Source organism: Microbacterium sp. WHRI 7836 (genome assembly GCF_040223885.2).
GTDB lineage: Bacteria > Actinomycetota > Actinomycetes > Actinomycetales > Microbacteriaceae > Microbacterium > Microbacterium oxydans.
Map to the genome: position 1 here is coordinate 711,260 of NZ_CP168171.1, position 26,937 is coordinate 738,196.

At 68.6% G+C, this 26,937-nt stretch carries 25 protein-coding genes and 1 tRNA gene; 21 read left to right on the forward strand and 5 right to left on the reverse strand.

Annotated features, from left to right (window positions below; genetic code table 11):
• Position 1 precedes the first annotated feature (1 nt).
• From folB to ABRP18_RS03315, 6 genes are read left to right on the forward strand one after another with little or no spacing between them, the layout of a single operon-like run.
• The gene (gene folB, locus ABRP18_RS03290; RefSeq protein WP_058631535.1) at positions 2-397 is read left to right on the forward strand and encodes a dihydroneopterin aldolase; all 396 of its coding nucleotides are present in this window, start codon (positions 2-4) and stop codon (positions 395-397) included.
• The gene (folK, locus tag ABRP18_RS03295; RefSeq protein ID WP_046746742.1) at positions 394-933 is read left to right on the forward strand and encodes a 2-amino-4-hydroxy-6-hydroxymethyldihydropteridine diphosphokinase; all 540 of its coding nucleotides are present in this window, start codon (positions 394-396) and stop codon (positions 931-933) included. Before folB ends, folK begins: the two co-directional genes overlap by 4 nt.
• On the forward strand, positions 930-1,412 hold the full coding sequence (locus tag ABRP18_RS03300; protein WP_046746741.1) for a DUF3180 domain-containing protein: 483 nt from the start codon (positions 930-932) through the stop codon (positions 1,410-1,412). Before folK ends, ABRP18_RS03300 begins: the two co-directional genes overlap by 4 nt.
• Complete coding sequence (locus tag ABRP18_RS03305; protein WP_046746740.1) at positions 1,363-1,944, forward strand: PH domain-containing protein; 582 nt, start codon at positions 1,363-1,365, stop codon at positions 1,942-1,944. Before ABRP18_RS03300 ends, ABRP18_RS03305 begins: the two co-directional genes overlap by 50 nt.
• Positions 1,941-3,986, forward strand: a complete 2,046-nt coding sequence (locus ABRP18_RS03310; RefSeq protein WP_349885532.1) for a PH domain-containing protein — start codon at positions 1,941-1,943, stop codon at positions 3,984-3,986. Before ABRP18_RS03305 ends, ABRP18_RS03310 begins: the two co-directional genes overlap by 4 nt.
• Positions 3,976-4,668 carry a DUF2520 domain-containing protein gene (locus ABRP18_RS03315; RefSeq protein ID WP_046746738.1) on the forward strand — a complete coding sequence of 231 codons (693 nt, stop codon included), beginning with the start codon at positions 3,976-3,978 and terminating at the stop codon, positions 4,666-4,668. Before ABRP18_RS03310 ends, ABRP18_RS03315 begins: the two co-directional genes overlap by 11 nt.
• Before the next feature lie 45 nt (positions 4,669-4,713).
• On the opposite strand, the gene ABRP18_RS03320 is transcribed toward ABRP18_RS03315, so the two are convergent.
• Positions 4,714-6,591, reverse strand: a complete 1,878-nt coding sequence (locus ABRP18_RS03320; protein WP_349885533.1) for a DUF2207 domain-containing protein — start codon at positions 6,589-6,591, stop codon at positions 4,714-4,716.
• A gap of 80 nt (positions 6,592-6,671) precedes the next feature.
• On the opposite strand from ABRP18_RS03320, the gene lysS reads away from it, so the two are divergent.
• Complete coding sequence (gene lysS, locus ABRP18_RS03325; protein WP_058631529.1) at positions 6,672-8,204, forward strand: lysine--tRNA ligase; 1,533 nt, start codon at positions 6,672-6,674, stop codon at positions 8,202-8,204.
• Between the two features lie 13 nt (positions 8,205-8,217).
• Here the strand turns inward: lysS and ABRP18_RS03330 are convergent, their stop codons facing one another.
• Complete coding sequence (locus tag ABRP18_RS03330) at positions 8,218-9,336, reverse strand: DUF4192 family protein (protein ID WP_349885534.1); 1,119 nt, start codon at positions 9,334-9,336, stop codon at positions 8,218-8,220.
• A gap of 112 nt (positions 9,337-9,448) precedes the next feature.
• Here ABRP18_RS03330 and ABRP18_RS03335 point away from each other — a divergent pair, with 112 nt between their 5' ends.
• The 3 genes from ABRP18_RS03335 to ABRP18_RS03345 all read left to right on the forward strand — a co-directional run bounded on the left by ABRP18_RS03335 (position 9,449) and on the right by ABRP18_RS03345 (position 11,944).
• Positions 9,449-9,622: a hypothetical protein gene (locus ABRP18_RS03335; RefSeq protein WP_164734077.1), complete on the forward strand. Its 174-nt coding sequence runs from the start codon at positions 9,449-9,451 to the stop codon at positions 9,620-9,622.
• Positions 9,623-9,709: 87 nt separating this feature from the next.
• Positions 9,710-11,170: a cardiolipin synthase gene (gene cls / locus ABRP18_RS03340; protein ID WP_046746734.1), complete on the forward strand. Its 1,461-nt coding sequence runs from the start codon at positions 9,710-9,712 to the stop codon at positions 11,168-11,170.
• Between the two features lie 45 nt (positions 11,171-11,215).
• Positions 11,216-11,944, forward strand: a complete 729-nt coding sequence (locus tag ABRP18_RS03345) for a hypothetical protein (protein WP_058631527.1) — start codon at positions 11,216-11,218, stop codon at positions 11,942-11,944.
• 19 nt (positions 11,945-11,963) lie between these two features.
• On the opposite strand, the gene ABRP18_RS03350 is transcribed toward ABRP18_RS03345, so the two are convergent.
• Complete coding sequence (locus ABRP18_RS03350; RefSeq protein ID WP_113680717.1) at positions 11,964-12,962, reverse strand: diacylglycerol kinase family protein; 999 nt, start codon at positions 12,960-12,962, stop codon at positions 11,964-11,966.
• Positions 12,963-13,038: 76 nt separating this feature from the next.
• Here ABRP18_RS03350 and ABRP18_RS03355 point away from each other — a divergent pair, with 76 nt between their 5' ends.
• Positions 13,039-13,566, forward strand: a complete 528-nt coding sequence (locus tag ABRP18_RS03355) for an RNA polymerase sigma factor (protein WP_193762696.1) — start codon at positions 13,039-13,041, stop codon at positions 13,564-13,566.
• A 34-nt stretch (positions 13,567-13,600) separates the two neighbouring features.
• Here ABRP18_RS03355 and ABRP18_RS03360 read toward each other — a convergent pair whose 3' ends face one another.
• Positions 13,601-13,981 carry a nuclear transport factor 2 family protein gene (locus ABRP18_RS03360; protein ID WP_058631524.1) on the reverse strand — a complete coding sequence of 127 codons (381 nt, stop codon included), beginning with the start codon at positions 13,979-13,981 and terminating at the stop codon, positions 13,601-13,603.
• Positions 13,982-14,091: 110 nt separating this feature from the next.
• On the opposite strand from ABRP18_RS03360, the gene serS reads away from it, so the two are divergent.
• The 9 genes from serS to ABRP18_RS03405 all read left to right on the forward strand — a co-directional run bounded on the left by serS (position 14,092) and on the right by ABRP18_RS03405 (position 23,876).
• A complete protein-coding gene (gene serS / locus ABRP18_RS03365; RefSeq protein WP_061018213.1) occupies positions 14,092-15,408 on the forward strand; it encodes a serine--tRNA ligase in 1,317 nt (438 codons plus the stop codon).
• Entirely contained in the window at positions 15,405-16,226 is an 822-nt protein-coding gene (locus tag ABRP18_RS03370; RefSeq protein ID WP_113680714.1) for an HAD family hydrolase, read from the forward strand. Before serS ends, ABRP18_RS03370 begins: the two co-directional genes overlap by 4 nt.
• 42 nt (positions 16,227-16,268) lie before the next feature.
• Positions 16,269-16,353, forward strand: a tRNA-Ser gene (locus ABRP18_RS03375).
• A gap of 51 nt (positions 16,354-16,404) precedes the next feature.
• Entirely contained in the window at positions 16,405-17,655 is a 1,251-nt protein-coding gene (locus ABRP18_RS03380) for an LCP family protein (RefSeq protein ID WP_349885535.1), read from the forward strand.
• A 63-nt stretch (positions 17,656-17,718) separates the two neighbouring features.
• Positions 17,719-18,726 carry a LacI family DNA-binding transcriptional regulator gene (locus tag ABRP18_RS03385; protein ID WP_017204694.1) on the forward strand — a complete coding sequence of 336 codons (1,008 nt, stop codon included), beginning with the start codon at positions 17,719-17,721 and terminating at the stop codon, positions 18,724-18,726.
• Positions 18,727-18,905: 179 nt separating this feature from the next.
• On the forward strand, positions 18,906-20,537 hold the full coding sequence (locus tag ABRP18_RS03390; RefSeq protein ID WP_046746766.1) for a glycoside hydrolase family 13 protein: 1,632 nt from the start codon (positions 18,906-18,908) through the stop codon (positions 20,535-20,537).
• Between the two features lie 52 nt (positions 20,538-20,589).
• Complete coding sequence (locus tag ABRP18_RS03395) at positions 20,590-21,960, forward strand: ABC transporter substrate-binding protein (protein WP_058631520.1); 1,371 nt, start codon at positions 20,590-20,592, stop codon at positions 21,958-21,960.
• A 6-nt stretch (positions 21,961-21,966) separates the two neighbouring features.
• Positions 21,967-22,932, forward strand: a complete 966-nt coding sequence (locus ABRP18_RS03400; RefSeq protein WP_349885536.1) for a sugar ABC transporter permease — start codon at positions 21,967-21,969, stop codon at positions 22,930-22,932.
• Positions 22,929-23,876 (forward strand): carbohydrate ABC transporter permease, encoded by a 948-nt coding sequence (locus ABRP18_RS03405; protein ID WP_046746726.1) that lies wholly within the window; start codon positions 22,929-22,931, stop codon positions 23,874-23,876. The genes ABRP18_RS03400 and ABRP18_RS03405 overlap by 4 nt, the downstream gene beginning before the upstream one ends.
• A 90-nt stretch (positions 23,877-23,966) precedes the next feature.
• Here the strand turns inward: ABRP18_RS03405 and ABRP18_RS03410 are convergent, their stop codons facing one another.
• Entirely contained in the window at positions 23,967-24,545 is a 579-nt protein-coding gene (locus tag ABRP18_RS03410; RefSeq protein ID WP_349885537.1) for a TetR/AcrR family transcriptional regulator, read from the reverse strand.
• A gap of 94 nt (positions 24,546-24,639) precedes the next feature.
• Here ABRP18_RS03410 and ABRP18_RS03415 point away from each other — a divergent pair, with 94 nt between their 5' ends.
• Positions 24,640-26,925: a glycoside hydrolase family 3 C-terminal domain-containing protein gene (locus tag ABRP18_RS03415; RefSeq protein ID WP_349885538.1), complete on the forward strand. Its 2,286-nt coding sequence runs from the start codon at positions 24,640-24,642 to the stop codon at positions 26,923-26,925.
• The last annotated feature ends 12 nt before the right edge of the window (positions 26,926-26,937 follow it).

Below are 26,937 nucleotides of genomic sequence, written 5' to 3' on the forward strand. Positions count from 1 at the left end.
TATGGAGCCCCTCGACGAGATCGTCCTCACCGGTCTGACGGTGTTCGGTCGTCACGGCGTCTTCGAGCACGAGCGTCAGGACGGCCAGGAGTTCACGATCGACCTGCGACTGCGGCTCTCCCTCGCGCGTGCCGCTGCCTCCGACGATGTCGTGGACACGGTGCACTACGGCGAGCTGGCCGAGAAGGTCGCCGCGGTCGTGTCGGGGGAGCCCGTGAACCTGATCGAGACGCTCGCCGAACGCATCGCCGCGGTCGGTCTCGACGACCCACGGGTGCAGGACATCACCGTGACGGTGCACAAGCCCCACGCCCCGATTCCCCTCGACTTCGCCGATGTGGCGGTCACCCTGCATCGCCGCCGAACCCCTGATGCGCCGGAGGACACCACCGCATGAGCCGCAACCTCGCGAACCCACCCGCAATGCCGGCGCCTCGCCCCGGGCGGCCGGAGGTGACGGCCGTCGTCGCCCTCGGCGCGAACCTCGGCGATCGCCATGACACGATCACCGCTGCCGCCGAGCGGATCGCACGACTGCCGCTGGTCAGCGAGGTGCGGTTGTCGAAGCTGTTCGAGACGGTCGCCCTCCGGCCCGACGGTCCCGATCCCGACGCCCCCGGCTACGTCAACGCGGTGGCACTGGTCACCACGCGTCTGGCCCCCGAGATCCTGCTCGGAATGCTGCACGCCATCGAGGATGAGAACGGTCGGGAGCGCCGTGAGCGCTGGGGCGACCGCACCCTCGACCTCGACCTCATCGCGTACGGCGACGTCATCTCCGAGGAACCGCATCTGCAGCTGCCGCACCCGCGTGCCGCCGAACGCCTCTTCGTGCTCGACCCCTGGCTCGACGTCGATCAGGACGCGGTGCTGCTCGGTCGGGGGAGGGTCGCCGACCTCGCGGCCGCCCTTCGTGCCGGAGGCGAGGGATGAGACGCACCTCCGCCGGCGTGCTCGTCCTCCTCGCACTGCTGGGCGGCGGCGTCGGCTTCCTGCTCGACCATCTGCTGACGGCCTCGGGGCGCGCGACTTTCACGCCGTCGCTCCTGCTGCCGGTACTCCTGCTGCTGATCGCCGCGGCATCTCTCGGCGTCGCCTGGCCGGTGCGACGCAGTGTGCGTTCGGGCATCCGCATCGACCCGTTCCGTGCGCTGAGAGCGGCGACGCTCGCCCGTGCATCCAGCCTTCTCGGCGCGATCATGGCGGGGTTCGGAGCGGGGCTGCTGGTCTTCCTCCTGTCGCGCCCCGTCGTTCCGCCGGTAGGGTCGACTGTGGCCATGCTGGCCCTGATCGGAAGTGCGATCGTCCTCGTGATCGCCGCTCTCGTCGCCGAACAGTTCTGCACCCTGCCGAAGGATCCTGATGACTCAGAACCCAGAGACCGCGCCCCTGAACCCGGCGGAGGGCACTGACCTCGACGCCCTCGACCGTGGCACCTACACGCAGCTGCGCACGGCGCGCAACGAGGCCCGCCTGGAACTCGACGGCACCTGGCACCAGATCTCGCCGCGCTACGTCGTCTCGCAGATCGTCCAGAACGTGATCTTCCTCGTGATCGTCGCCGCCGCCGCGATCGTGCTGAACATCGTGCTGGAACAGGACTGGGTGTGGATCCCGGCCGGTGTGATCCTGCTGATCACGGTGGTCACCCTGATCATCCTCCCGCGTCAGGCGAGGGCGATCGGCTACATGCTGCGCGCCGACGACATCGTCTTCCGCAAGGGGATCCTCTGGCAGCGCATGATCGCCGTGCCCTACGGCCGCATGCAGCTTGTCGACATCACGCAGGGGCCGCTCGACCGTGCCTTCGGGATCGCCCAGCTCAAGATGGTCACGGCTGCGGCGACGACCGGTGTGCAGATCCCCGGTCTCACGCAGGAAGCGGCCGAGGCACTGCGCGACACGCTCATCCATGTGGCCGAGACCCGACGGACCGGCCTGTGAGCGAGCAGCAGCCTCCGCTCGCGACGCACAGCCCGCAGGCATCGGCGGGGGAGGCCCCGACGACCCTCGCGAACGGCGAGTGGCACCGGATGCACCCGCTCACGCCGCTCTTCAAGGGCGGCCTGGCGCTCATCATCATCGGCGGCATCGTCATCGCGAACATGCGCGACCGCCTGATCTCCTGGGCCGTCGCGCTCTTCGCGCCGGAAGAGGCGCATTACGGCGACTACGCCGGCGCCGATCCCGTCGACTGGGTTCTCTCGAACAACCTGATCCTGGTCGCGTTGCTGAGCGTGCTGGGCCTCGTGATCGTGCTGATCCTGATCTTCTGGTTCATCTGGCGCTTCCAGCAGTTCCGCATCACCGGTGACCACGTCGAGGTCCGCAAGGGCATCATCTTCCGTTCGCACCGACGCGCGCCGCTCGACCGCGTGCAGGGCGTCAACCTGACGCGTCCGTTCCCCGCGCGCATCATCGGCCTCGCGAAGCTCGAGGTCGTCGGTGCCGGCAATGACGCGAACGTCGAGCTGGAGTATCTGGCTACTCCGCGTGCCGAATCCGTGCGCGCCGACATCCTCCGTCTGGCGTCCGGTGCGCGCGCGGCGCGCGACGCCGCGCTCAACCCGGCAGCAGCCGCAGCGGCGGCGGCCGCACCGGCATCCGCGCGAGCGCAGCTCGTCGGATCGATGAACGCGGGAGTCAACGGTCTGATCGCCGGAGTCGATCTCGCCGACGTGGTCCCCGAGAGCGTCGTGAAGATCCCGACCGGTCGGCTGGTCGGATCGCAGCTCATCTCCGGACTGCTGTGGTTCGTCTTCTTCGGTGCGATCTTCGCGATCGCGATCGGCAGCGCCCTGATCGGGATGCTGGCCGACGGCAACTCGGACGGGGGGTTCATCCTCCTCGGGCTGGGACTCGGCATGGGCGTTCCCATGATCGTCGCCGTGGTCGGTATCACCTGGGCGCAGATCTCCAAATCGCTGCGCTACTCGATCGCGCCGACACCGGACGGCGTGCGGATCACGTACGGTCTCCTCACGACCGTCACCGAGACGCTCCCGCCCGGTCGCATCTTCGCCGTGGAGGTGTCGCAGTCGCTGCTGTGGCGTCCCTTCGGCTGGTGGACGATCAAGATCAACCGGATGAGCGGCAAGAGCGCGGCGCAGCAGTCATCGGGCAGCGGCCAGCAGTTCAACGTGGTGCTGCCGGTCGGCAAGCGTGCCGATGTCGAGCGGGTGCTCGCGCTCGTCCTTCCCGACGTGCCCGCCGAGAGCATCCCCGCGCTGTGGGAGCAGGGCATCGTCGGCCCTGAGGGTGACGACACCTATCGGACCATGCCCCGCCGAGCGCGGTGGCGACGTCCGTTCTCCTGGAAGCGTCACGGGTACCTGGTCGCCGACTTCGGGCTGCTGCTCCGCCGCGGGAACGTGTGGCGCAAGCTCGCCGTGTTCCCGCTCGCACGGCTGCAGGGCGTCTCGCTGAGCCAGGGGCCGATCGACCGCGCGCAGCGTGTGTCCGGTGCGCAGGTGCACACCGTTCCCGGTCCCATCACCGGCTACCTGTCCGGTCTCGAGCGTGCCGATGCGCTGGCGCTGATCGACGAGGTCACGGCCGCAGCGGCGGAGGCCGCGTCCCGCGACACCACTCACCGGTGGAGCGAGCATGCGGCGCCGCAGCCGGTCGCCGCACCTCCCGCACCTCCTGCGTACACGGGACCGCCGCCCGTCGCCGCACCTCCGGCGTACACGGGGGCGGCGCCGGTCTTCCCGGCTCCGGAGCACACGGCTCCGCCCGCGCCTCCGCTCGTGCCGCCCACACCTCCGGCAGCTCCGCCCGCACCTCCGGTAGCGCCGCTCGCGCCTCCAGTCGTGCCACAGGCGACAGCGCCGGTCGCTCCGCCCCTGCCTCCGGCGGTTCCGTCTTCGCCCTCGGTGAACGCCACGACCCCGCCCCCGGTTCCTCCGGCCGTGCCTCCCGCCGCGCCCGAGGCTCCCTCCGAACCCCCGCTGCGACGGCGGAGACGGAGCGACGATGGCACGTGACGGGCGCCTCGGTGTCGGCATCATCGGTGCCGGCCGTGTGGGCCCGGTCGTGGGCGCAGCCCTCGGTGGTGCAGGCCACGCCGTGATCGGCATCACGGGCGGCTCCGACGACGAGCGAGCCTCCGCCGTGCTCCCGGATGTGCCGGTGCTCGAAGCGCTGGAGGTCGTGCGTCGAGCCGAGCTCGTGATCATCGCGGTCCCCTCGGAGCAACTGCCCTCTCTGGTCGCCGGCATCGCGGAGGTGGGCGGCTGGCAGATCGGTCAGCTCGTGCTGCACACCGACCCCGCCTACGGCATCGAGGTGCTGCGTCCTGCGGCCGAGCGCGGCGCGATCCCTCTCGCCGTGCATCCGGCGATCACCTTCACGGGGACGTCGATCGACCTCCGCCAGCTCCAGGCCGGGTTCGCCGCGGTGACAGCGCCGGCCGCCGTGCTGCCGATCGCCCAGGCGCTCGCCGTGGAGATGGGATGCGAGCCCGTGGTGATCGCGGAAGCGGATCGTCCCGCCTATGCGGATGCCATCGCGACGGCCACGGAGTTCTCGCGGTCGATCATCGGTCAGTCGACCGAGCGACTGCGGCAGATCGGTGTGGAGAACCCCGGAGGCTATCTCTCGGCGCTCGTGCAGTCGACCGTCGAGAGAGCATTGCGCGAAGCCTCCGACGTTCCGCCGTTGATCTGAGCGGTTCCCGCCGCGTCTCAGCGCAGGGTGCGGGAAGCCGCCGTGTCATCGTCCGCCCGAGAAGCCCCCGCCGCCTCCGCCACCGGAGAATCCGCCGCCGAAGGACCCGCCCGCGCTGGACGAGGACCCCGTCGACGGCGCCGAGTAGGTCGCCGCCGAGTGCGACGAGGCCACGAACGAGGCGAGCTGCGCGCGCAGCACGAACGAGGTCGGGTCGCCGATCCAGGTGGCGCCGTGCTGTGCACGCGTGTACGCCTTCTCAAGCACCTCGCCCCATTCGTCTTCCATGCCGAAGAGGATGGCGTAGGGGAGGAGGCGCTCGTAGATGTGGATGACGTCGGCGGTGCCGTCTGCTCGACGTTCGGCCCCGCTGTAGGACTGCAGCATGCGCAGGCGGTCGGCGTCCGCGACGCGGATGAACTCCTCGACGCCGCGCAGGTACTCGTAGGTGCGGGCGCCTTCGGCCGTGAGCACCGTGTGCTTCGAGAAGCCGTAGATGCTGGAGAGCAGCACCAGGAAAGCGCCGAAGGAGATCACCACGAGCGCCGGGATCGCGGAGAGCCGCCCGCTGGCCGCGCTCCAGATCCCGAACGCCAGACCGATGACCGCGATGCCGATCGCACACCACTGCAGGATCACGGCCGCCCGACTGCGCGTCTTCTCGGTGAGCCCGCGGTTCTGCGCCTCGATCGTCCCGCGTTGCTCCAGGGCGGTCATCCGCGCGGCGAACGTCTCATCGGCGGTGGGTAGGTCGACCACACCCTCGCCGTCCGCGTCGGTGAAGAGGGCATCCAGGGCCTCGACGTCGAGCTGGTCGGGAAGTCGCGTTCCGGGGAGCCGACGCAACCGGGGCTCCTCCTCCTCCGCCCCCTCCTCGATGCGCAGCTTGCCGCGGACGGCCAGGTGCACGATCTCCGAGGGGATCACGTCCTTGGCACCGGGCACCACGGCGGCGGCCAGCAGGGGAGGCAGCGAATCCGGCACGTCGTACTGGGCGACCACGATTCCGGTCGCCCTTCGGCGTCTCCGGGTGAAGGCCGAGACGGCCACCCAGCTGCCGACCGAGAGCCCGAGCGCGCCGACGGCGGCGACGATCGGGGTGACGTCCGCCACGGGGTCGGGGGTACGGGCGAGAGGCTGGGTGACCGTACCGGCGTCGAAGCCGATGGCGAGGGTCACCCCGTCGCCGGCAGGACGGGCTCCCGATTCGACGCGGAACGTCACATCGCGCCCGTCCGCGATCGGACCGTCCAGCTCGCACTCGTCCTTCGATCCGGAGGGACCGGTGTAGCAGCGCGTGGCCCCGTTGAGCGCAGCGCTCAAGGAGGAGTCGAGCGTGACGTCAGCACGGAAGCGATCGATGGACTGCGTGCTGTCGAGCGGCAGCAGGTCCCAGTAGAACTCGTCCGCGGGAGGAGCCGACGACCCCGCAGAGGGCTTCGTCGCCAGGATCACATCGCGCATCTCGTACTCGATCACGTACGTGGTGAGACCCCGGACGAAGTCGTCGTCGTTGCCCGTGAGCACGTAGAGGAGACCGTCCTCCTCGTCCGTCTCGTAGGGCACCTCCGCGCCGTTCCCGTCGGTCACGGACAGTACCGTCGTCTCCGTGCTGGCCCCTTCGTACGAGGTCGCGAGCCCCCGGACGATGCCGTGATTCTGGTCGGCGTCGGGGAAACTCGCCACGAGCGTCTCCGTCACACGCATCCGCGCGCGGCCGTCGTCATCGAGCCCGACCTCGTACGCCGCGTCCCAGGAACTGTAGGAGAAGTCGTCGACATCGGTCGTGGCGGCGCGGATCGGACCGGCTGCGGCGTGAGCGGCGTGCTCGGCTGACGTCGCGAACGCCGCAGCCGGGGTGAAGGCCGCCACGAGGGCGAGGGGGAGTGCAGCGAACGCGCGGAGGATCCGTGTGTGGGCCATTCTCCGAGGCTACCCAGCACGCGACCGATGGCGTCACGCCGCCTCGGTAAACTGGGAGGGACTTCCAAGGAGCCCCCCACATGACTGACGCGTCGCCCGCGCCCGAATCGGCATCGACCGACCCCTCCACCGACGAGGACGTCCACGAGCAGAAGGCCGTGCGGCTCGCCAAGCGCGAGCGTCTGATCGAGAAGCGGTCGAACGCGGGGGGAGGGGCATTCCCCGTCGGAGTGCCCGTCACTCACTCGATCCCCGCACTGCGCGCCGAGTACGGCGACCTCGAAGCGGGTGCCGAGACCGGCGTCGTCGTCGGGGTCGCCGGCCGAGTGGTGTTCAGCCGCAACACCGGCAAGCTCTGCTTCGCCACCCTGCAGGCCGGCGACGGGTCGCGTATCCAGGCCATGATCTCGCTCGCGAACGTCGGCGAGGAATCCCTCGCGGACTGGAAGGAGTACGTCGACCTCGGTGACCACGTCTTCGTGCACGGTGAAGTCATCTCGAGCCGTCGCGGCGAGCTGTCGATCATGGCCGACGACTGGACGATCGCTGCGAAGGCGATCCTCCCGCTGCCCAACGCGTACTCCGAGCTCAGCGAAGAGGGCCGGGTGCGCAGCCGCTACCTCGACCTGATCGTGCGGGAGCAGGCGCGCAACACCGTCCGTGCTCGGGCCGCCGTGAACGCGAGCCTGCGTTCGACGTTCACGAGCCACGACTACCTCGAGGTGGAGACGCCCATGCTGCAGGTGCAGCATGGAGGAGCCTCTGCCCGCCCGTTCATCACGCACTCGAACGCGTTCGACACCGAGCTGTACCTGCGCATCGCGCCGGAGCTGTACCTCAAGCGCGCGGTCGTCGGCGGCATCGAGCGCGTCTACGAGATCAACCGCAACTTCCGCAACGAGGGTGCTGACTCGACGCACAGCCCCGAGTTCGCGATGCTCGAGGCCTATCAGGCGTACGGCGACTACAACCAGATGGCCGCGCTCACGCAGGAGCTCGTGCAGAACGCGGCGATCGCGGTCGCCGGCTCCACCACGGTGACCTGGGCCGACGGCACCGAGTACGAGCTCGGCGGTGAGTGGGACCGCATCTCGATGTACGAGTCGCTCTCGGCCGCTTCGGGTCGTGTCATCACCCCGCAGGACTCCGTCGAGGACCTCATCGCCTTCGCGGAGGCCAACGATGTGGATCTGCCACCGCAGGCCACCCACGGCAAGCTCGTCGAGGAGTTGTGGGAGCACTTCGTGAAGGGCGACCTCGTCCGCCCCACGTTCGTGATGGACTTCCCCGTCGACACGTCGCCCCTCGTGCGCGAGCATCGTTCGATCGCGGGCGTCGTGGAGAAGTGGGACCTGTACATCCGCGGCTTCGAACTGGCGACGGGATACTCCGAGCTCGTCGATCCCGTTATCCAGCGGGAGCGCTTCGTCGAGCAGGCCAAGCTCGCAGCACGCGGCGATGTCGAGGCCATGCCCGTGGATGAAGAGTTCCTTCGCGCCCTCGAGCACGGCATGCCGCCGTCCGGCGGGATGGGCATGGGGATCGACCGACTGCTGATGGCCATCACGGGTCTGGGCATCCGGGAGACCATCCTCTTCCCTCTGGTGAAGTAGTCCACGGAGTCGTTCATCCCATCGGGCCGCGCCGGAACGCCCATTCCGGCAGCATGGCCCCGCCGATCATGGTCTCCAACAGTGCGGCGAGCGAGTACCGGGGGTCGATCTCGCGCACCATCTCGAGGTAGCGGCCCGCGTGACTGGCGCGCCCCAGCGCCCAGGACAGCCACGCGGCCACGGTGAGCGGGGCGGGTCGCGAGTGCCGGGGTGCACGGGCGGCTGCCTCGCGCGCGACCGAGAGGGCGCACCGCAGGCGTTCGGTGTCGGGCGTCGGTCCGCGTCCGAGGAACACGTCGCCCACTTCGTCGGGAACCATGATCCCGGACTCGGCGAAGGCGGTCTGGGCGTCGAGCGTGCTGATGCCTCCCGCGAGGTCGGTCGCCCATTGCGCGATCGCCACGTCGCGCAGCAGCGGCTTCTCCAGACACCACAGCAGCGCGGCTGTCGCGAAGGGTGGAAGACCGTCGGGTGCAGCCAGCACCGACTCGAGGAACGCGGGCACGTCGTCGAGCAGGACGAGTGCGGCGATGAGCTGAGGATTCTCCCTGGCGCTTCGCGGAGCGCGCCCGCGCCGATCGAGGAGCGCGTCGAGGTCGGCGGATGCTCGCCCGACCCGCTCCTTCTCCGCCAGATCGACGGTCGGCAGCTCCGTGCCGACGTTCTGATCTCCGGACACGTCTTCCATCGGCGGCAGGTCGGACGGAAGGCGGATCTGCGCGAGAGACCCGAGCTCCGGTTCCTCCTCGAGGTAACTCGACCAGCCGGACGGCGTCACGCACAGAGCGTCGACGACTCGCAGACCCGCATCCTCCGCGCAGCCGAGCACCTCGTCGATCACCACCGCGTGCGGGAGCACCAGGCCGTCGCGCGTCGGGTGCGCATCCTGATCGGTGTAGACGACGACGGCCACCGCATCCGTTCCGGAGACCCGTGCCACGAGCCCGACCGCGTTGTCGGCATAGCGACCGACATCGGTGCTCTCCTCGGGGAGGTCCAGACGCATGGCACCGTCGGTGCGCGAGCCGCGGAACGGGAGGAGGACGATGCTCCGACGGGGCGTGAAGCCGGCGAGAGAGGGGACGATGCCGAGGAATGCGGCGGAATCGGTGGCGCGGAGAACTGTGGTCATCTCGAGAGTGTGCACGTCGGCGGGGCGGACGGGAGGGGAAAAGGGGGCTTGTGGACGCAGATCCTGTGAGTGCCGGAGTGTGCACGAACAGTGGCTCGCGTACCATGGAGGGATGGACAACTTCTGGCTCGCCGCGGCATGGTCGCTTCTGCCGACCGTCGGAGTGAGCGTCGTGTTCTTCCTCGTGGTCCGAGGCATCCTCCGTTTCGACCGCACCGAACGCAAGGTGCACGCGCAGATCGAAGCCGAGGAGCGCGCAGCGCGGGGCCTCCCGCCACGCGGCTGATTCCCACCCCATCGGCTACTGTGAAGCCAGCGCATCTGCTCAGATGCGCGTGAGCTGTGACGGTCACTGCGGTGGCGAGGGGGCACGATGACGGCGGATAGCTGGGCATGGTGGATCGCCGCCTTCCTGCTGATGCTCGACATCGTCATCCGCGTCACGGCGATCATCGTCATCCCCCGCAACCGCCGCCCCACCGCCGCGATGGCGTGGCTGCTCGCCGTCTTCTTCATCCCTTTCGTCGGCGTCTTCCTGTTCCTCATGATCGGCAACCCCCGCCTCCCGCGGGCGCGTCGACGCAAGCAGGATCAGATCAACGAGTACATCGCGGAGACCAGCGAGCACCTGCACTTCGGCACCCTGCGTCCGAACGCCCCTGCGTGGTTCGGCCCGATCGTGCAGATGAACCAGAAGCTCGGCGCCCTCCCGCTCTCCGGCGACAACGGCGCCCACCTCATCTCCGACTACCAGGAGTCGCTCGATGAGATGGCCGAGGCCATCCGCACCGCGCAGGAGTACGTGCACGTCGAGTTCTACATCCTGCAGTCGGACGACTCGACCGACAACTTCTTCCGCGCCCTCGAAGAGGTCTGCGCGCGAGGGGTCGAGGTCCGCGTGCTGCTCGATCACTGGGCGAACCGCGGAAAGCCCCGCTACAAGCAGACCATCGCGCGACTCAACGCGATGGGGGCGGACTGGCACCTGATGCTCCCGGTGCAGCCGCTCAAGGGCAAGATGCAGCGCCCCGATCTGCGCAACCACCGGAAGCTCCTCGTCGTCGACGGCAACATCGCATTCCTCGGGTCGCAGAACATCACCGATTCGACCTACAACCTGAAGAAGAACATCAAGCGAGGACTGCACTGGGTCGACCTGATGGTCCGTCTCGACGGTCCCGTGGTGTTGAGCGTGAACGCGATCTTCGTCGCCGACTGGTACAGCGAGACCGACACGGTGCTCGAGGGCATCGACATCGCCCACGCGAACATCGGCTCCGGGGATCTCGACTGCCAGGTCGTGCCCTCCGGCCCGGGGTTCGAAGTCGAGAACAACCTCCGTCTCTTCCTCGCACTGCTCTACGCGGCGAAGAAGAAGATCATGATCGTCAGCCCTTACTTCGTCCCCGACGAAGCCCTGCTCCTCGCGGTCACGGCCGCCGTCGACCGTGGCGTGCACGTCGAGCTGTTCGTCTCGGAAGAGGGCGACCAGGCGATGGTCTATCACGCCCAGCGCAGCTACTACGAGGTTCTGCTCAAGGCGGGAGTGCGCATCTGGATGTATCGCAAGCCCTACATCCTGCACACCAAGACGCTCACGATCGACGAGGAGGTCGCGGTGGTCGGGTCGAGCAACATGGACATGCGCTCCTTCGGTCTGAATCTCGAGGTCTCGATGCTGGTGCGTGGCGAGGAGTTCGTCGCCGAGATGCGGGAGGTCGAGGACAAGTACCGCTCCCTCAGCCGTGAGCTGACGCTGGAGGAGTGGATGCAGCAGCCGCTGCGCTCGACCGTGCTCGACAACCTCGCCCGCCTCACCTCCGCGCTGCAGTAGTCGTCGCGCTATCCGTCGCGAGTCCGCGAGGGCTACCCTGTGAGCATGACCTCCGCGCTGCGTCCTCTCGCCCCTGTCGTCGGTCTCGTCGCCGCCGCGCTCCTCGTCGCCGGCTGCACCGCGAGCCCCGGTACGGAGACGCCGACGAGTTCCCCTGCGCCGAGCGCGGGCGGCGTCGACGACCGGAACGACATCGAGGGTGCGCTGCTCGACGACGGACGCATGTTCGCCGTCGTCACGGTGGGCTCCTCCACGTGCGTCCCCCAGGTGGACCAGGTGAGCGCCGAGGGACAGACCGTCACGGTCACTCTCGTCGACGCCGAGGGCGAGTCGCCACGGCCGTGCACGAAGGACCTCGCTCCGCGGGCCAGCATCGGCGCGCTTCCCGAGGGCGTGGATCCGACAGCCGACATCACCCTCGAGGTCACCTATGGCGACATCACCGACGACGTCGACCTCGACGGCGACCCCGCCGCGACGGGCACGCCCGGCACGTCGACCGAGTACCTGCCGTCTGCCGGCTGGTCCGGCGACGGCGCTCTGGTGCTGCTCACCTGGGGATCGTCGTCCTGCCCGCCGGTGATCGAATCCCTCGAGGGGTCGGGGAACAGTGGCACGGCGACGTTCGTGACGGATGAGACCAAGGCCTGCACGATGGACATGGCTCCGCGCGCCACGCTGCTCTCCTTCGGGGACGACGCGGTCGATGACGACGCGCCCTTCACCCTGACCCTCGTCGGCGGAGGCCTCGAAGGCACGGTCGAGGTGCGCTGAATCCGAAGCCCGCGGGCCTTCAGAGGATGTGCACGGGGTGGCCCGTCGGCAGCGCCAGCAGAAGCGCCCCCGGGTCTGCCCAGCAGGTGATGCGCACGGCTTCCCCGAATTCGTCGCCGTCGAGCTCGATCGGGATCGGGTCGGGCGCTGCAGCCTCGGCCGCGGCCCCGTGGAAGTAGTGGACGGAGGCGTTCTTCCCGCGCCGTTCGAGGACTCGGCGTCCCGCGCGGAAGCGTCGCAGCACGGAGTTGTCCCACCAGATCTTCCGCCAGACGGCGAACCAGCCGAGCATGCCGGTCGGCTGGATGACCGCCACGTCGAGGGCGGCGTCGGTGATCGATGCCTCGGGGATCAGGGATATCCCGGCAGGGAGCGTGCCGCAGTTCGCGAACAGCAGGCTGTAGGCGCGATGGGTATGCAGGCGCCCGTCGTCGATCTGGTAGACCGCGCGGAACGGCTTCGCGCGAGGCAGGGAGCGGGCGGCGCCGTCGACGTACGCGATCCACCCGACGGATTTCTTCAGATCGGAGCGGGTGTTCGCGATCATGTCGGCGTCGAGACCCATTCCGGCGAGGACGACGAACGCATGCTGCGCCTCCTCACCGTCCTGTCGAGTCAGCCGCGCCCAGCCGATGTCGATCGGGTGTCGGAAGTCGCCGAGCGCCGCCTGGATCATCTCGGTCGGGTCGCCCAGCGGGAGCCCGAGATTGCGCGCGAGCAGATTCCCTGTGCCGCTGGGTAGGATCGCCAACGGCACCCCGCTGTTCGCGATCGCCTCCGACACGGCGCGCACCGTGCCGTCGCCTCCCGCGACCAGCACGACGTCCACCCCGCGCTCCAGCGCCTGCGCCGTGGCGAGCTGGCCGGCGTCCTCGACGGTCGTGGGGTAGAACGCGGGATGCTCCCAACCGGCCTCCCGGGAGAGATCGCGCACTCGAGCCCGGAGGTGCTTGCCGTCGACCTTGATCGGGTTGTAGATGAGCGCCGCCTGTCGCCGGACGGGTTCGCTCGTGGTCATGGCGCTACTCTAAACCGCGATCCACTCGGGTCGCCCATCCGGCGCCGGGCCTTCCCTGCGCGAGGAGAATGGAGACATGCGCGATGACTCCGACGACACCGCTCGCACGTTGCTCTCCGCGATGATCGAAGGCGACCCCGATCGTCTGCGGCGACGGAGCATCTCGCTCGGGGTTCCCGTCGACGACGCCGACGACGCGGCGCAGAACGCGCTGCTGCGCGCCTGGAGGTCGATCTCTCACCTCGACACCCCGCAGCCAGGGCGCATGTGCGCCTGGCTCGACGTGATCGCCAGGAACGTCGCCGTCGACCTCGCCAGACAGCGCTCCCGTCGCCCCGCCGCGACGCTGGAAGGGGCGGCGGACGAGCACGTCAGCGTCGAGTCCGTCGTCGAGGCGCGAGTCCTGCTCGACGGAGCAATGGCGGCTGTGCATGCGCTCCCACCCACGCTTCGGGAACCACTGCTGTTGACGGTAGCCGACGGGCTCTCGGCGGAGGAGGTGGCGACGCGACTCGGAATCGAACCCGCCGCCGCCCGGCAGCGCATCTCGCGGGCACGCAAGGCGCTGAAGGCCTGCCGCGGCACAGGCATGGGGGTGGCGTGAGGGAGACTCTCCTGCAGGTCTCCCTCACGTCATCTCAGGCGGTCCCGAACGGGTTGTCGATCGCGTAGCGCCAGCCGTGCGCATCGTCGTACACCGCGACGTCGGCGGTCGTCCCGGCGAGGGAGACCTCCGACCCGTCGGGTGCGACGCCCGAGATCGTCCAGTCGGCGACCGCGAGGCCGGTGCCCGCGCTCTCGAAGACGTGACGGACCGTCATCGAGATCGGCAGGTTCAGGCCGAGGAACTGCTCGAGCGCGCCCCTCACGGCTTCCGTGCCGGTGACCGGTGTCCCCGGCGCGGGGACGAAGACCACCTCCGGGGTGTTCAATGCCATCAATCCGTCGAGGTCACGGGCGTTGAAGCGGTCGGCGAACGCCAGGTTCAGCTGATCGAGGGCGGTGACGCGAGTGCTCATGGGTGTTCCTTTCCGAGGGTCGGCGGAATGCCGGCCGTTGCAGAGGAAGACGCTGCTGCGCCGAGAGTGTGACATCCGAGAGGGTGTGACGATCACCGTAGACTTGGTGGATGATCGACCTCGCACTCCTCCGCGACAATCCGGAGATCGTCCGCCGCTCGCAGACTGCTCGTGGAAACGACCAGAGCACCGTCGACGTCGCACTCGAGGCCGATCGATCGCGCCGGTCGGCGCTCTCCGCATTCGAGGAGCTGCGAGCAGAGCAGAACGCCTTCGGGAAGCTGGTCGCGAAAGCCCCGAAGGAGGAGAAGGCCGCCCTGGTCGCGCAGGCCAAGGACCTCGCCGAGCGAGTGAAGCAGGCCCAGCACGCCGCGAACGAGGCGGCTGAGGCCGCGGCCGCGGCCCTCGCCCGGATCGAGAACGTCGTCATCGACGGTGTACCGGCCGGTGGCGAAGCCGACTTCGTCGAGCTGCGGCGTGTGGGAGACGTGCCCGCTTTCGACTTCGAGCCGAAGGACCACCTCGAGCTGGGCGAGCTCCTCGGTGCGATCGACATGGAACGCGGTGCCAAGGTCTCCGGCGCCCGCTTCTACTTCCTGCGCGGCATCGGAGCACGTCTCGAGATCGCGCTGATGAACCTCGCGCTCGACAAGGCGCTGCAGAACGGCTTCGTGCCCCTGATCACCCCGACGCTCGTGCGCCCCGAGATCATGCAGGGGACGGGCTTCCTCGGCGAGCACGCCGACGAGGTCTATCACCTCGACAAGGACGACGATCTGTACCTCGTCGGCACCAGCGAGGTCGCGCTCGCCGGGTACCACAAGGACGAGATCGTCGACTTGACGGACGGTGCCCTCCGGTACGCCGGCTGGTCGACGTGCTACCGGCGTGAGGCGGGCTCGCACGGCAAGGACACCCGAGGCATCATCCGTGTGCACCAGTTCAACAAGCTCGAGATGTTCGTCTACACGACGGCCGAGGACGCGGAGGCCGAGCACCTGCGCCTCGTCGCGCTGCAGGAGGAGATGCTGACCTCCCTCGGCCTCGCCTACCGCGTGATCGACGTCGCAGCGGGAGATCTCGGTTCGAGCGCCGCCCGCAAGTACGACATCGAGGCCTGGGTCCCCACGCAGGGTGCCTTCCGCGAGCTGACGTCGACCTCGAACTGCACGACGTTCCAGGCCCGACGTCTCGATGTGCGGTACCGGCCGGTGGTGGAGACCGCGGATGGTGCGGCGCAGGGCGCGGCGAAGACGCAGCACGTCGCCACGCTGAACGGCACGCTCGCCACGACGCGCTGGATCGTGGCGCTGCTCGAGACCCATCAGCAGGCGGATGGATCCGTGCGCGTCCCCGAGGTGCTGCGCCCGTATCTCGGCGGCCTCGAGGTGATCGAGCCGCTCGCTGAGGGGCGGGCCGCACGATGACGGACGCCTGGCTGGTCGGCCTCGACGTCGACGGGACCATCCTGCTGCAGGACGAGACGATGAGCCCCGGTGTTCCGGAGGCGATCGCCCGCCTGCGCGACGGCGGACATGTCGTCACGATCGCGACCGGACGAAGCTGGATGGCGACGCGGCGCTACGTCGAGGAACTCGGACTGACCGCTGACTTCGTCGTCTGCTCCAACGGGGCCGTGACGATGCGGCGCTCGGGCGATGACTGGGAGCGTTGGAACGTGGAGACGTTCGACCCCACCCCGGTTCTCGGTCTGCTGCGAGAGCGGCTGCCCGACGCCAGGTACATGGTGGAACTGGCTTCGGGGCAGCGGCTGTTCACGGAGCAGCTCGACGACTGGACGCTCGACGGCGGTCGACAGGTCGACTTCGACGAGCTCGGAGCCCTTCCCGTCTCGCGCATCGTCGTCGTCTCTCCCGGTCACGACGAAGAGGACTTCCACCGTCTGGTCGCTGACGCCGGTCTGAACGAGGTGTCGTACGCGATCGGCTGGACGGCGTGGCTGGACATCGCACCGCAGGGTGTGGACAAGGGCACGGCGCTGGAGCAGGTGCGTACCGAGCTCGGGCTCGGCGAGGGGCGCATCCTCGTCGCCGGGGACGGGCGCAACGACATCGGGATGTTCGGCTGGGCGCGCGCGCTCGGTGGTCGGGCGGTGGCGATGGGCCAGGCTCCGGACGTGGTGAAGGAGGCAGCCGGCGAGGTCACCGCAGATGTCGTCGACGGTGGCCTGGCGCGAGCGCTCGACACGCTTCCAGCCCCCGCCCAGGTCAGCGCCGGAGAATAGAACTCGGCTAGACTCACGCCTGGTCGGCAGAAGTGCCTGCCGGGAGGGTTGTCCGAGCGGCCGATGGAGCTGGTCTTGAAAACCAGTGGGCAGAGATGTCTCGTGGGTTCGAATCCCACACCCTCCGCATTGTGAGCACGGTGTCACCCGCACCGGCGCTGAATCCGAAAGGTCCCGAGTGAGCCAGAACCCCCGACGCCGGCACACGATCGCGCGCCATGGTCAGCTGGGTACTCCCGGTACCGTCGGCCAACTCCTGAAGTTCATCGCCATCGGCCTCGCCGTGGTCCTGGTGAGCGGCCTCGGCGTCGGCGCCTACGTCTTCTACGACCTCACGAGCACGGTCTCGGCGAATGCGGTCGAGATCGAGGGCCAGGACCCCATCCCGCCGGACATCGGCGAGTACGAGGGCGGCTTCAACATGGTGCTCACCGGGGTGGACACCTGCGAGGAGAAGTACAAGGACCTGTTCGGCGAGCGGTGCACGGGAGCTGACGCCGAGGGAACGCTCAATGACGTGAACCTGCTCGTCCACGTCTCGCAGGAGCCGCGCCGCATCACGGTGGTCAGCTTCCCCCGAGACCTGATGGTCCCGATCCCGTCCTGCACGGACAAGAACGGCAAGGCCACCTCTGCGATGAGCAAGCAGCCGCTGAACACGGCGTACACGGACGGCGGCCTGAACTGCGTCGTGAAGACCATCTCCGAGCTGACCGATCAGGAGATCCAGTTCGCGGCCGGCGTCACCTTCGGCGGCGTGATCGAGATCACGAACGCCATCGGAGGCGTGGACGTCTGCCTCGCCAACCCGATCAAGGACCGCTACACCGGACTCGACATGGCTGCGGGCACGCACACGGTGGAGGGGCTGCAGGCGCTCCAGTTCCTGCGCACCCGCCACGGGGTCGGTGACGGCAGCGACCTCGGCCGCATCGGCAATCAGCAGCAGTACATGTCGAGCCTTGCCCGCAAGATGATCAGCGGCGAGGTGCTCGGCAACGTCCCGGTGATGCTCAAGCTCGCGAACACCGCGATCCAGAACCTCGAACCGAGCGAGTCGCTCACGAATCCGATGACGCTCGTGCAGATCGCGCTCGCGGTCAAGTCCGTGCCGTTCGAGGACATCGTCTTCGTGCAGTACCCCAACGGCGCGGACTCGGCGAACCCCAACAAGGTCGTCCCCAACTACACCGCAGCCGCTGCGCTCTGGGATGCGCTCGCCGAGAACGCGCAGCTGCAGATCACGCACGAGAACAACCGCAACGACGGTGTGATCGTGCAGGAGCCGACCACGACCGGCGAACAGCCGACCGACACGGCGGCGACTCCGGACCCGGCAGCGACCCCCGACAACGTCGTGGCGCTTCCCGATTCGATCAAGGGCAACTCCGCCGCGCAGCAGACCTGCTCCAACGGCAACGTCCGCTGACGACTCCGCGAGGGAGCGCAAACCGCTTGCGCCTTCTTGCAAGGACTTGCGTACACTGGCTGCATGTCGAAGCGACTCGCCGAGGTGGCCCGCAAGGTCGGAGTGAGTGAGGCGACGGTCAGTCGCGTGCTCAACGAGAAGCCGGGGGTCTCGGACGCCACGCGCCAGGCGGTCCTCACCGCCCTCGACGTCCTGGGCTACGAGCGGCCGACGAAGCTGCGCGGAGAACGCGCCCGCCTCGTGGGCCTGGTGCTGCCCGAGCTGCAGAATCCGATCTTCCCCGCATTCGCCGAGATCGTCGGCGGTGCGCTCACCCAGAACGGGTACACGCCGCTGCTCTGCACGCAGAATGCCGGAGGTGTGACGGAGTCGGACTACGTCGACCTGCTCCTCGCGCAGCAGGTGTCCGGCGTCATCTTCCTCGGGGGGAACTACACGCAGGCCGATGCCGCGCATCAGCACTACGAGCGCCTGCGTCAAGTGAACCTCCCGACCGTGCTCGTCAACGCCCGCGTGCCGGAGCTGCCGTTCGCCACGGTGTCGACCGACGACGCCGCGGCCGCGGAACAGGCGGTGCTGCACGTGCATCAGCTCGGGCATCGGAAGATCGGCCTGCTGCTGGGGCCGGAGGATCACATCCCGTCCCGCCGCAAGCTCGAATCGGCGCGACGTCTGCTCGAATCGCTCGGCGCACCGCTGGCGGACGAACTCGTCGTGCGCGGCATGTACTCGCTCGAGTCCGGCCAGGCGGGGGCTTCACGACTGTTCGCCGCCGGTGCGACGGCGATCGTGTGCGCGAGCGACCCGATGGCGCTCGGGGCGGTGCGCGCGGCGCGGCGTGCCGGGCTGTCGGTGCCGGGTGACGTGAGCATCGTCGGATTCGACGACTCCGCGCTGATGAGCTGCACCGAGCCGCCGCTGACCACGGTTCGGCAGCCGATCGAGTCGATGGGGCGAGCTGTGATCGCCCTCCTGCTCGCGCAGATCGCCGGCACGGCTCAGCCGAGCGACGAGCTCCTGTTCGAGCCCGAACTGGTGCTGCGCGCCTCGACGGGGCCCCTGCCCCTCTGACCCAGGCCCCGACGGTGCGCTGATTGCTGTGCCCGCAAATCATCGCAAAGTTGCGACAACTCGTTTAGTTCTTGCGTTAAGTGATTGAGAAAGCTACATTCGACTCATCGCCACCGACGACGAGGAGTTCCGTGGACACTGACGTTCTGCGCACGACGGCACCCGCCGGCACCCTGACCATGCCTGCTGGCGACGGCTGGTGGCGGACGGCCGTGATCTACCAGGTGTACGTGCGCAGCTTCGCGGACGGAAACGGCGACGGCATCGGCGATCTCGCGGGTGTCCGCTCGAGGCTCCCGTACTTGAAGAGCCTCGGGGTGGACGCGCTCTGGTTCACCCCGTGGTACCTGAGCCCCCTCGCCGACGGCGGGTACGACGTGCAGGACTACCGCCGCATCGATCCCCGTTTCGGCTCTCTGGAGGAAGCGGAGCAGCTGATCGCGGAGGCGCTCGCTCTGGGCATCCGCACGATCGTCGACATCGTGCCCAATCACATCTCGGATCAGCACGAGTGGTTCCAGCGGGCGCTGGCGGCGGGTCCAGGCAGTCCGGAGCGGGAACGGTTCTGGTTCCACCACGGCCGCGGGGAGCACGGCGACGTCATCCCGACGAACTGGGTGTCGAGCTTCCAGGGAGAGACCTGGTCGCGCACGCGGAACCCCGACGGCACCGACGGCGAGTGGTACCTGCATCTGTTCACCCCCGAGCAGCCGGACCTGAACTGGAACCACCCCGATGTGCGACGTGAGCACGAAGACGTCCTGCGGTTCTGGTTCGACCGCGGGGTCGCGGGTGTCCGGATCGACTCGGCGGCTCTTCCCGTCAAGGACCCCGCGCTTCCCGATCTCCCCGCAGGTTCGGCGCCCACGGTGGACCATCCGCACATCGACCGCGACGAGCTGCACGACATCTATCGCGAGTGGCGTGCGGTCGCCGACGAGTACGACGGGGAGCGGGTGCTCGTGGGCGAGGTGTGGCTCGAGGATGCAGAGCGATTCGCCCGGTACCTGCGGCCGGGGGAGATGCACACCGCCTTCAACTTCGGCTTCATGACGCAGCCGTGGAGTGCGCGTGCCATGCGCGATTCCATCACCCGCACCCTCGCGGAGCATGCGCCCGTCGGTGCCCCGGCCACGTGGGTGCTCTCGAACCACGACGTCACGCGTCCGGTCACGCGGTACGGGCAGGCGGATTCCTCTTTCGCCTTCGAGCGCAAGCGCTTCGGCACCCCGACCGACCCGGCTCGCGGTGCGCGAAGGGCCCGCGCCGCCGCGCTGCTCGTCGCCGCGCTGCCGGGCAGTCTCTACATCTACCAGGGAGACGAACTCGGCCTTCCTGAGGTCGAGCTGCCGCTCGACGCGATCGAAGACCCCATGCACTTCCGCTCCGGTGGGGTCGACCCGGGACGCGACGGCTGCCGAGTGCCGCTGCCCTGGACGGGGGCGACGAGCCCCTACGGCTTCGGCGGCGCTCCCTGGCTGCCGCAACCCGAGGACTGGGCGGCGCTCACCGTCGAGGCGCAGGATGCGGACCCCTCTTCGACGCTCAACCTGTATCGCACGGCGATCGCTCTGCGACGGCGCATCGACGACTTCGCCGGCGACCACCTGGAGTGGCTCGAACTGGGCGCCGACGTCCTTTCATTCCGCCGTGGTGACGGCACGCTCAGCGTCACCAACCTCGGGGCGGTCGCCGTGCCGCTGCCTGCACACCATGAGGTCCTCCTCTCCAGCGCGCCGCTCGACGGCGTGCTCCCACCCGACTCCACAGCCTGGCTCGCTCTGCGCGCCACCCCCACGCGCTCGCAGTGAGCGCCGTCGTGATCCTGCACCACCCGTTCAGCACCACATGGAAGGACAGACAATGAAGTCACCAACGAAGGCCACGGTCGCCGGCATCGCCGTGCTCGCGACGGTCGGCGCCCTTGCCGGATGCACGTCCGCCGGCGACGGGGACGGCGCCGACGGACGCCTCGAGCTGCGCGTCGCGACGTTCCCGCCCGGGGCGGATGCGGCCGCGTACGATGCGTTCGCCGCGCAGGAGAAGCAGTTCGAGAAGGAACACCCCGATATCGACATCATCGGTGTCGAGTACGAATGGGAAGGCCCCACGTTCGCCGTGCAGCTCGCCGGGGGAAGCCTGCCCGACGTCTTCACCGTGCCGTTCACCGACTCCAAGACCCTGCTCGAGAACGGGCAGCTGATGGATGTGACCGACGCGATCGAAGAGCTCGGCTACACGGACAAGTTCAACCCCATCATCCTCGACGGGGTCACCGGCGCCGACGGCAAGATCTACGGCTTCCCGCGGCAGGCGTACGCCGCAGCACTGCACTACAACCGCGACCTGTTCGAGCAGGCGGGGCTCGACCCCGACAGCCCTCCGGAGACGTGGGACGAGATCCGCGAGGCCGCCAAGAAGATCACGGACGCCACCGGCAAGGCCGGCTATGCGCAGATGGCCATCAACAACACCGGTGGATGGCAGCTCACGTCGCAGACTGTGGCCCGCGGTGGTCGCACGCAGACCGACAACGGGGACGGCACCGCCGAGTCGACGATCGACAACGACGCGACCAAGGCCTCCCTCCAGTTCCTGCACGACGTGAAGTGGGAGGACAACGCCTTCGGCTCGAAGGTCGACCTCGACTGGGGGACCATCAACCAGGAGTTCGCCGCGGGCAACATCGGCATGTACACCTCCGGCTCCGACATCTACACCGCTCTCGTGCGCGACTTCGGCATGGACTCCGACATCTACGGCATGACCGTCGTGCCCATGGAAGGCGACGACCCCGGCACGCTCGGCGGCGGTGACATCGCGGTGATCAGCCCCACGGTCGACGACGCGACCAAGGAAGCCGCAGTGACCTGGATCGACTGGTACTACATGCAGAAGCTCATGGACAAGGACGCCGCGGTGCTCGACGCGAAGACCCTGAACGAGTCGGGCCAGGCCGTCGGCACTCCGCTGCTGCCGGTGCTCAGCCGCGAGCTGTACGACGAGTCGCAGGAGTGGATCGCCGACTACATCAACGTGCCGGTCGACCAGATGGCGCCGTTCAGCGACCGCATCTGGGATCAGACGCCGGTGGGGGAGCCGAAGGTCAAGACGCAGGAGGTCTACGCCCTGCTCGACACCGTGGTGCAGAAGGTCCTGACCGACCAGAACGCCGACATCGACGCTCTCCTTGCCCAGGCGCAGAGCGATGCGCAGGCGAAGCTCGACGAGTAACCCTTCATGACGATGACGCTCCCCGAGCAGCGGGCGGCGGTGGAGGATTCTCCGCCGCCCGCTGTGCGCCGCTCCCGCCGCCGCTCACCCCTCACCTGGTTCCGCGGCGGCGGGCTCGCGAACCTCCTGTTCGTGCTCCCGATGCTGTTCGTGTTCGTGTTCTTCTCATGGTCGCCGATCGTGCAGTCGGTGGTCATGAGCCTGCAGAAGACCAACCTGATCGTCTCCGAGTGGGTCGGGTTCGACAACTACCTCGCGGTGATCGGTGACCCCGAACTCGGCCGCGCTGTGGTCAACACGCTGTGGTTCGCCGTGCTCGCTCTGCTCTTCGGGTTCCCGCTGCCCCTGCTGATGGCCGTACTCATGAGCGAGGTGCGCCGCGGCAAGGGCCTCTATTCCGCGCTCGCCTATCTCCCGGTCGTCATCCCGCCGGTCGTGGCCGTGCTGCTGTGGAAGTTCTTCTACAGTGCCGATCCGTCCGGTGTGTTCAACACCGTGCTCGGGTTCGTGGGCATTCCGCCGCAGCCGTGGATCCAGGACGCCGTCCAGGCCATGCCCTCGCTCGTGCTGGAAGCCACCTGGGCCGGAGCCGGCGGATCGATCATCATCTACCTCGCGGCGCTCCTGGGTGTGCCACCGGAGCTCTACGACGCGGCCGAGGTCGACGGCGCCGGCGTCTGGAAGAAGGTCTGGCACGTCACGCTGCCGCAACTGCGCGGCATCCTCTTCATCATGCTGATCCTGCAGGTGATCGCGACCGCTCAGGTCTTCCTCGAGCCGTTCCTGTTCACCGGCGGTGGCCCCGCGGGAGCGACCAAGACCGTGCTGCTGTACATCTACGACAAGGCCTTCCGGAACAGCCTGGGCGGCGACTACGGCGAGGCCACGGCTGTCTCGGTGCTGCTGGCGATCATCCTCGCCCTCCTCTCCTGGCTGTACTTCAAGCTGACCGACCGTTGGAGCACGACGTGAGCCTCACCACCCGCCTCTCGACCCGCGCCGCAGAGAGGGCCGCGGAGAAGGCCGCTGACAGTGCGGGCGATCGCACCGTCATCTCCGACTCCGAACGTCGGCGCCCCGGCATCCGCATCGGGATGACGCTCACGCACGTGTTCCTCGCCGTCGGGCTGGTCGTCGCCGGACTCGGTCCCATCCTGTGGCTCGCGAAGTCGGCGATCACGCCGACGCAGGACACCCTGCAGCAGCCGTTCGCGCTGTGGCCGAACGGCATGGACTGGGAGAACCTCTCGACCGCGTGGAACGACATCCACATCGACCAGTACTTCCTCAACACGGTGATCATCGCGCTCGGGGCCTGGTTCGTGCAGCTGTTCATCGCGACGACGGCGGGCTATGCGCTCTCGGTGCTGCGCCCGACCTACGCGCCCATCCTCAACGCGCTGGTGCTGGCGACGCTGTTCATCCCCGGGATCGTGCTGCTGGTGCCGCTGTACCTGACGATCGTGCGTCCACCGCTGCTGGGCGATGTGAGCCTGCTCAACAACTACCTCGCGGTGTGGCTGCCGATGGGCGCGAACGCCTTCAACATCCTGCTGGTGAAACGGTTCTTCGACAGCCTTCCGCGCGAGGTGTTCGAGGCCGCGCGCACGGATGGCGCCGGGCCCTTCCGGCTGTTCTGGTCGATCGTGCTGCCGATGTCGAAGCCGATCCTCGGGGTGGTCTCGGTCTTCGCGATCATCGCCGCGTGGAAGGACTATCTCTGGCCCATGCTGGTGCTGCCCGATCCCGCGGTGCAGCCGCTGTCGGTGCGGCTCCCCGCCGTGCAGTCGCAGACCGAACTGGACGTGTTCCTGGCCGCGCTCGCGATCGCGACCCTGATCCCGATCGCGATGTTCCTCGTCTTCCAGTCGGTGTTCCTGCGCTCGGCAGGTCTCGGCGGTGCCGTGAAGGGGTGAGACGCGTCGAGACCCACGTTCCGCGTCGAGACCCATCGCCGGCGACGCATCCTGCGATGGGTCTCGGCGATGGTGATGGGTCTCGACGACTCAGGTGGGTGGAGTCGGAGGAAGCAGTGCGTCGATGAGGGCGCCCATGATGCCGGGCATGTCGACGGTCGGGTCGATCATCCACTGCAGCTGAAGTCCGTCGGACGCGGCCTGGATCACGCGGGCGAGGGCGTCCGGATCCAGGGGGGAGCGGCGACCGTCGGCTCCGAAGCCGTCGGCGATCGACTCCCTCAGCCGCTCGCTGCGGTCAAGGAAGTACTGGTGGGCCGGATGCTCCGGGTCGGCGGCATCCACCGAGAGCCGCGAGAACAACGCGACGATGCCGGGAACCTCGGTGTTGTGGCGGTGCACGTCGAGGAAGGCGGTGCGGGCATCGTCGGCCCCGAGTCCTGTCGGGTCGAGACCGTCATGCGCATCGCGGGTGCGGAGCACCTCGGTGAAGAGCTCCTCCTTCGATCCGAAGTAGTGCAGGAGGGCGGCGGGTGTGACACCGACGACCTCGGCGATCTCCTTGAGCGAGGCGTTCTGATACCCCTTGCGTCCGATCACGTCGAGGGCGCTCTCGAGGATCTCCTCGCGCCTCGCGACACCCTTCGCGTACGAACCTCGTCGTGCCATGACTCGACCCTAATCCTGAATGACGTTTGAAATCTAATACTGAAAGGCATAAGGTTTTCGCAAGGACATCGCCGTCGCCCGCGAAAGGAACACAATGACCGAGAACTCGGCTTCCGACCTGACCCTCGAGGAGAAGGCTTCGCTCACCAGCGGTGCGGACTTCTGGACGACGAAGGCGATCGACCGCGTGGGCATCCCGTCGGTGATGATGACCGACGGACCGCACGGTCTGCGCAAGCAGTCGGGCAGCACCGATCACCTCGGCCTCGCGAGCAGCGTCCCGGCCACGTGCTTCCCGCCCGCCGTCGGTATCGGCTCATCGTGGGATCCCGAGATCATCGAGCGGGTGGGCGCCGCGATCGGCATCGAGGCCGCGATCGAGGACGTCGCGGTCGTGCTCGGACCCGGCATCAACATCAAGCGCTCACCGCTGTGCGGCCGCAACTTCGAGTACTTCTCGGAAGACCCGATCGTGTCGGGCGTGCTCGGAGCCGCGTCCGTCCGCGGCATCCAGTCGAAGGGCGTCGGCACCTCGCTCAAGCACTTCGCTGCGAACAACCAGGAGTTCGACCGCATGCGCGCGAGCTCCGACGTGGATCCGCGTCCGCTGCGGGAGATCTACCTGCGCGGATTCGAGCGTGTCGTGAAGGACGCTGCGCCGTGGACGGTCATGTGCTCGTACAACAAGCTCAACGGCGTCTGGACCTCAGAGGACCCCTGGCTGCTCACCAGCGTGCTCCGCGACGACTGGGGCTTCGACGGCCTCGTCGTCTCGGACTGGGGAGCCGTGAACGACCGCGTCGCCGGCGTCGCCGCAGGACTCGACCTGGAGATGCCCTCCTCCGGTGGGAGGACGGATGCGCAGCTCGTCGCAGCCGTGCGCGCCGGCGAACTCGCCGAGAGCGTGCTCGACACCGCAGCCGGTCGCGCGATCGACCTCGTGCGCAAGGCCGCCCGGCGTCCTGCCGTGTCCGGCCCGCTCGACGTCGACGCGCACCACGCGCTGGCCAGGGAGGCCGCTGGTCGGTCCATCGTGCTGCTGAAGAACGACGGTGCGCTGCTGCCGCTCGCCGACGACCAGAAGGTCGCCGTGATCGGCGCGTTCGCGACCGAGCCGCGGTTCCAGGGAGCGGGCTCTTCGCTGATCAACCCCACGCGCATCGACGAGGCCCTCGACGGACTGCGCGCCGTCGGCGGCGACCACGTCACCTACGCCGCGGGCTTCGCGGTCGAAGGCGGTGCCATCGCCGCGTCCGGAGGCTCTGCAGACGACCTGCGGGCGGAAGCCGTCGACATCGCGAAGGCGGCTGACGTGGCCGTGCTCTTCCTCGGGCTCCCGGCCGCGGAGGAGTCGGAGGGCTTCGACCGCGACCACATCGATCTGCCCGCCGAGCAGCTTGCGGTGCTCGATGCCGTGCTCGCGGTGAACCCTCGTGTCGTGGTGGTGCTGTCGAACGGCGGCGTGGTCGCGCTCCCCTTCGCCGACCGTGTACCCGCGATCGTCGAGAGCTGGCTGCTCGGTCAGGCGGGCGGCAGCGCTGTGGCTGACGTGCTCTACGGGGCGGTGAACCCCTCGGGCAAGCTCACCGAGACCGTGCCGGTGCGGCTCGAGGACAACCCCTCGTTCGGCAACTTCCCCGGAGAGTTCGGACATGTCCGCTACGGCGAGGGCCTGCTGGTGGGCTACCGCTGGTACGACGCGAAGGGTCTCGACGTGACCTTCCCCTTCGGCCACGGTCTCTCGTACACGACGTTCGAGTACGCACCTGCGACGGCCGAGGTCGGAGCGGACGGCGACATCGTCGTGCGCGTCGACGTCACGAACTCCGGAGACCGCGACGGCCGCGAGGTGGTGCAGGTGTACGTGGCTCCGGCGACATCGATCGTGCAGCGCGCACCCCGCGAGCTCAAGGCCTTCTCCTCCGTCGCGCTCGCCGCAGGGGAGACCCGCACGGTCGAGCTGGTCGTGCGGCGCGAGGACCTCGCCTACTGGGATGTCCGCGTCGACCGCTGGGTGGTGGAGGGCGGCGAGTACATCGTCGACGTCGCCGCCTCCAGCCGCGACATCCGCTCCACCGCGACCGTCGACATCGCCGGAGACACGGTGCGCCAGGAGCTGACCATGAACTCCTCGGTCGGCGACCTGATGTCGCACCCCGTCGCGGGCCCGATCGTGCAGCAGGCTCTCGGTGGTCTTCTGGGCGGGTCCGGCGGCGATGCGGCAGCGGCGTCGATGATGCCGAACGACGAGGCGATGCAGAAGATGATGGCGTCGTTCCCGATCGGTCGCCTGGCCGGTTTCCCGGGCCTTCCCGTCGACTTCGAGCAGATCGAGCAGCTCATCGCCGCAGCGAACGCGGGGGACTCAGCCGCCCGCTGACCCGTCGGTGCC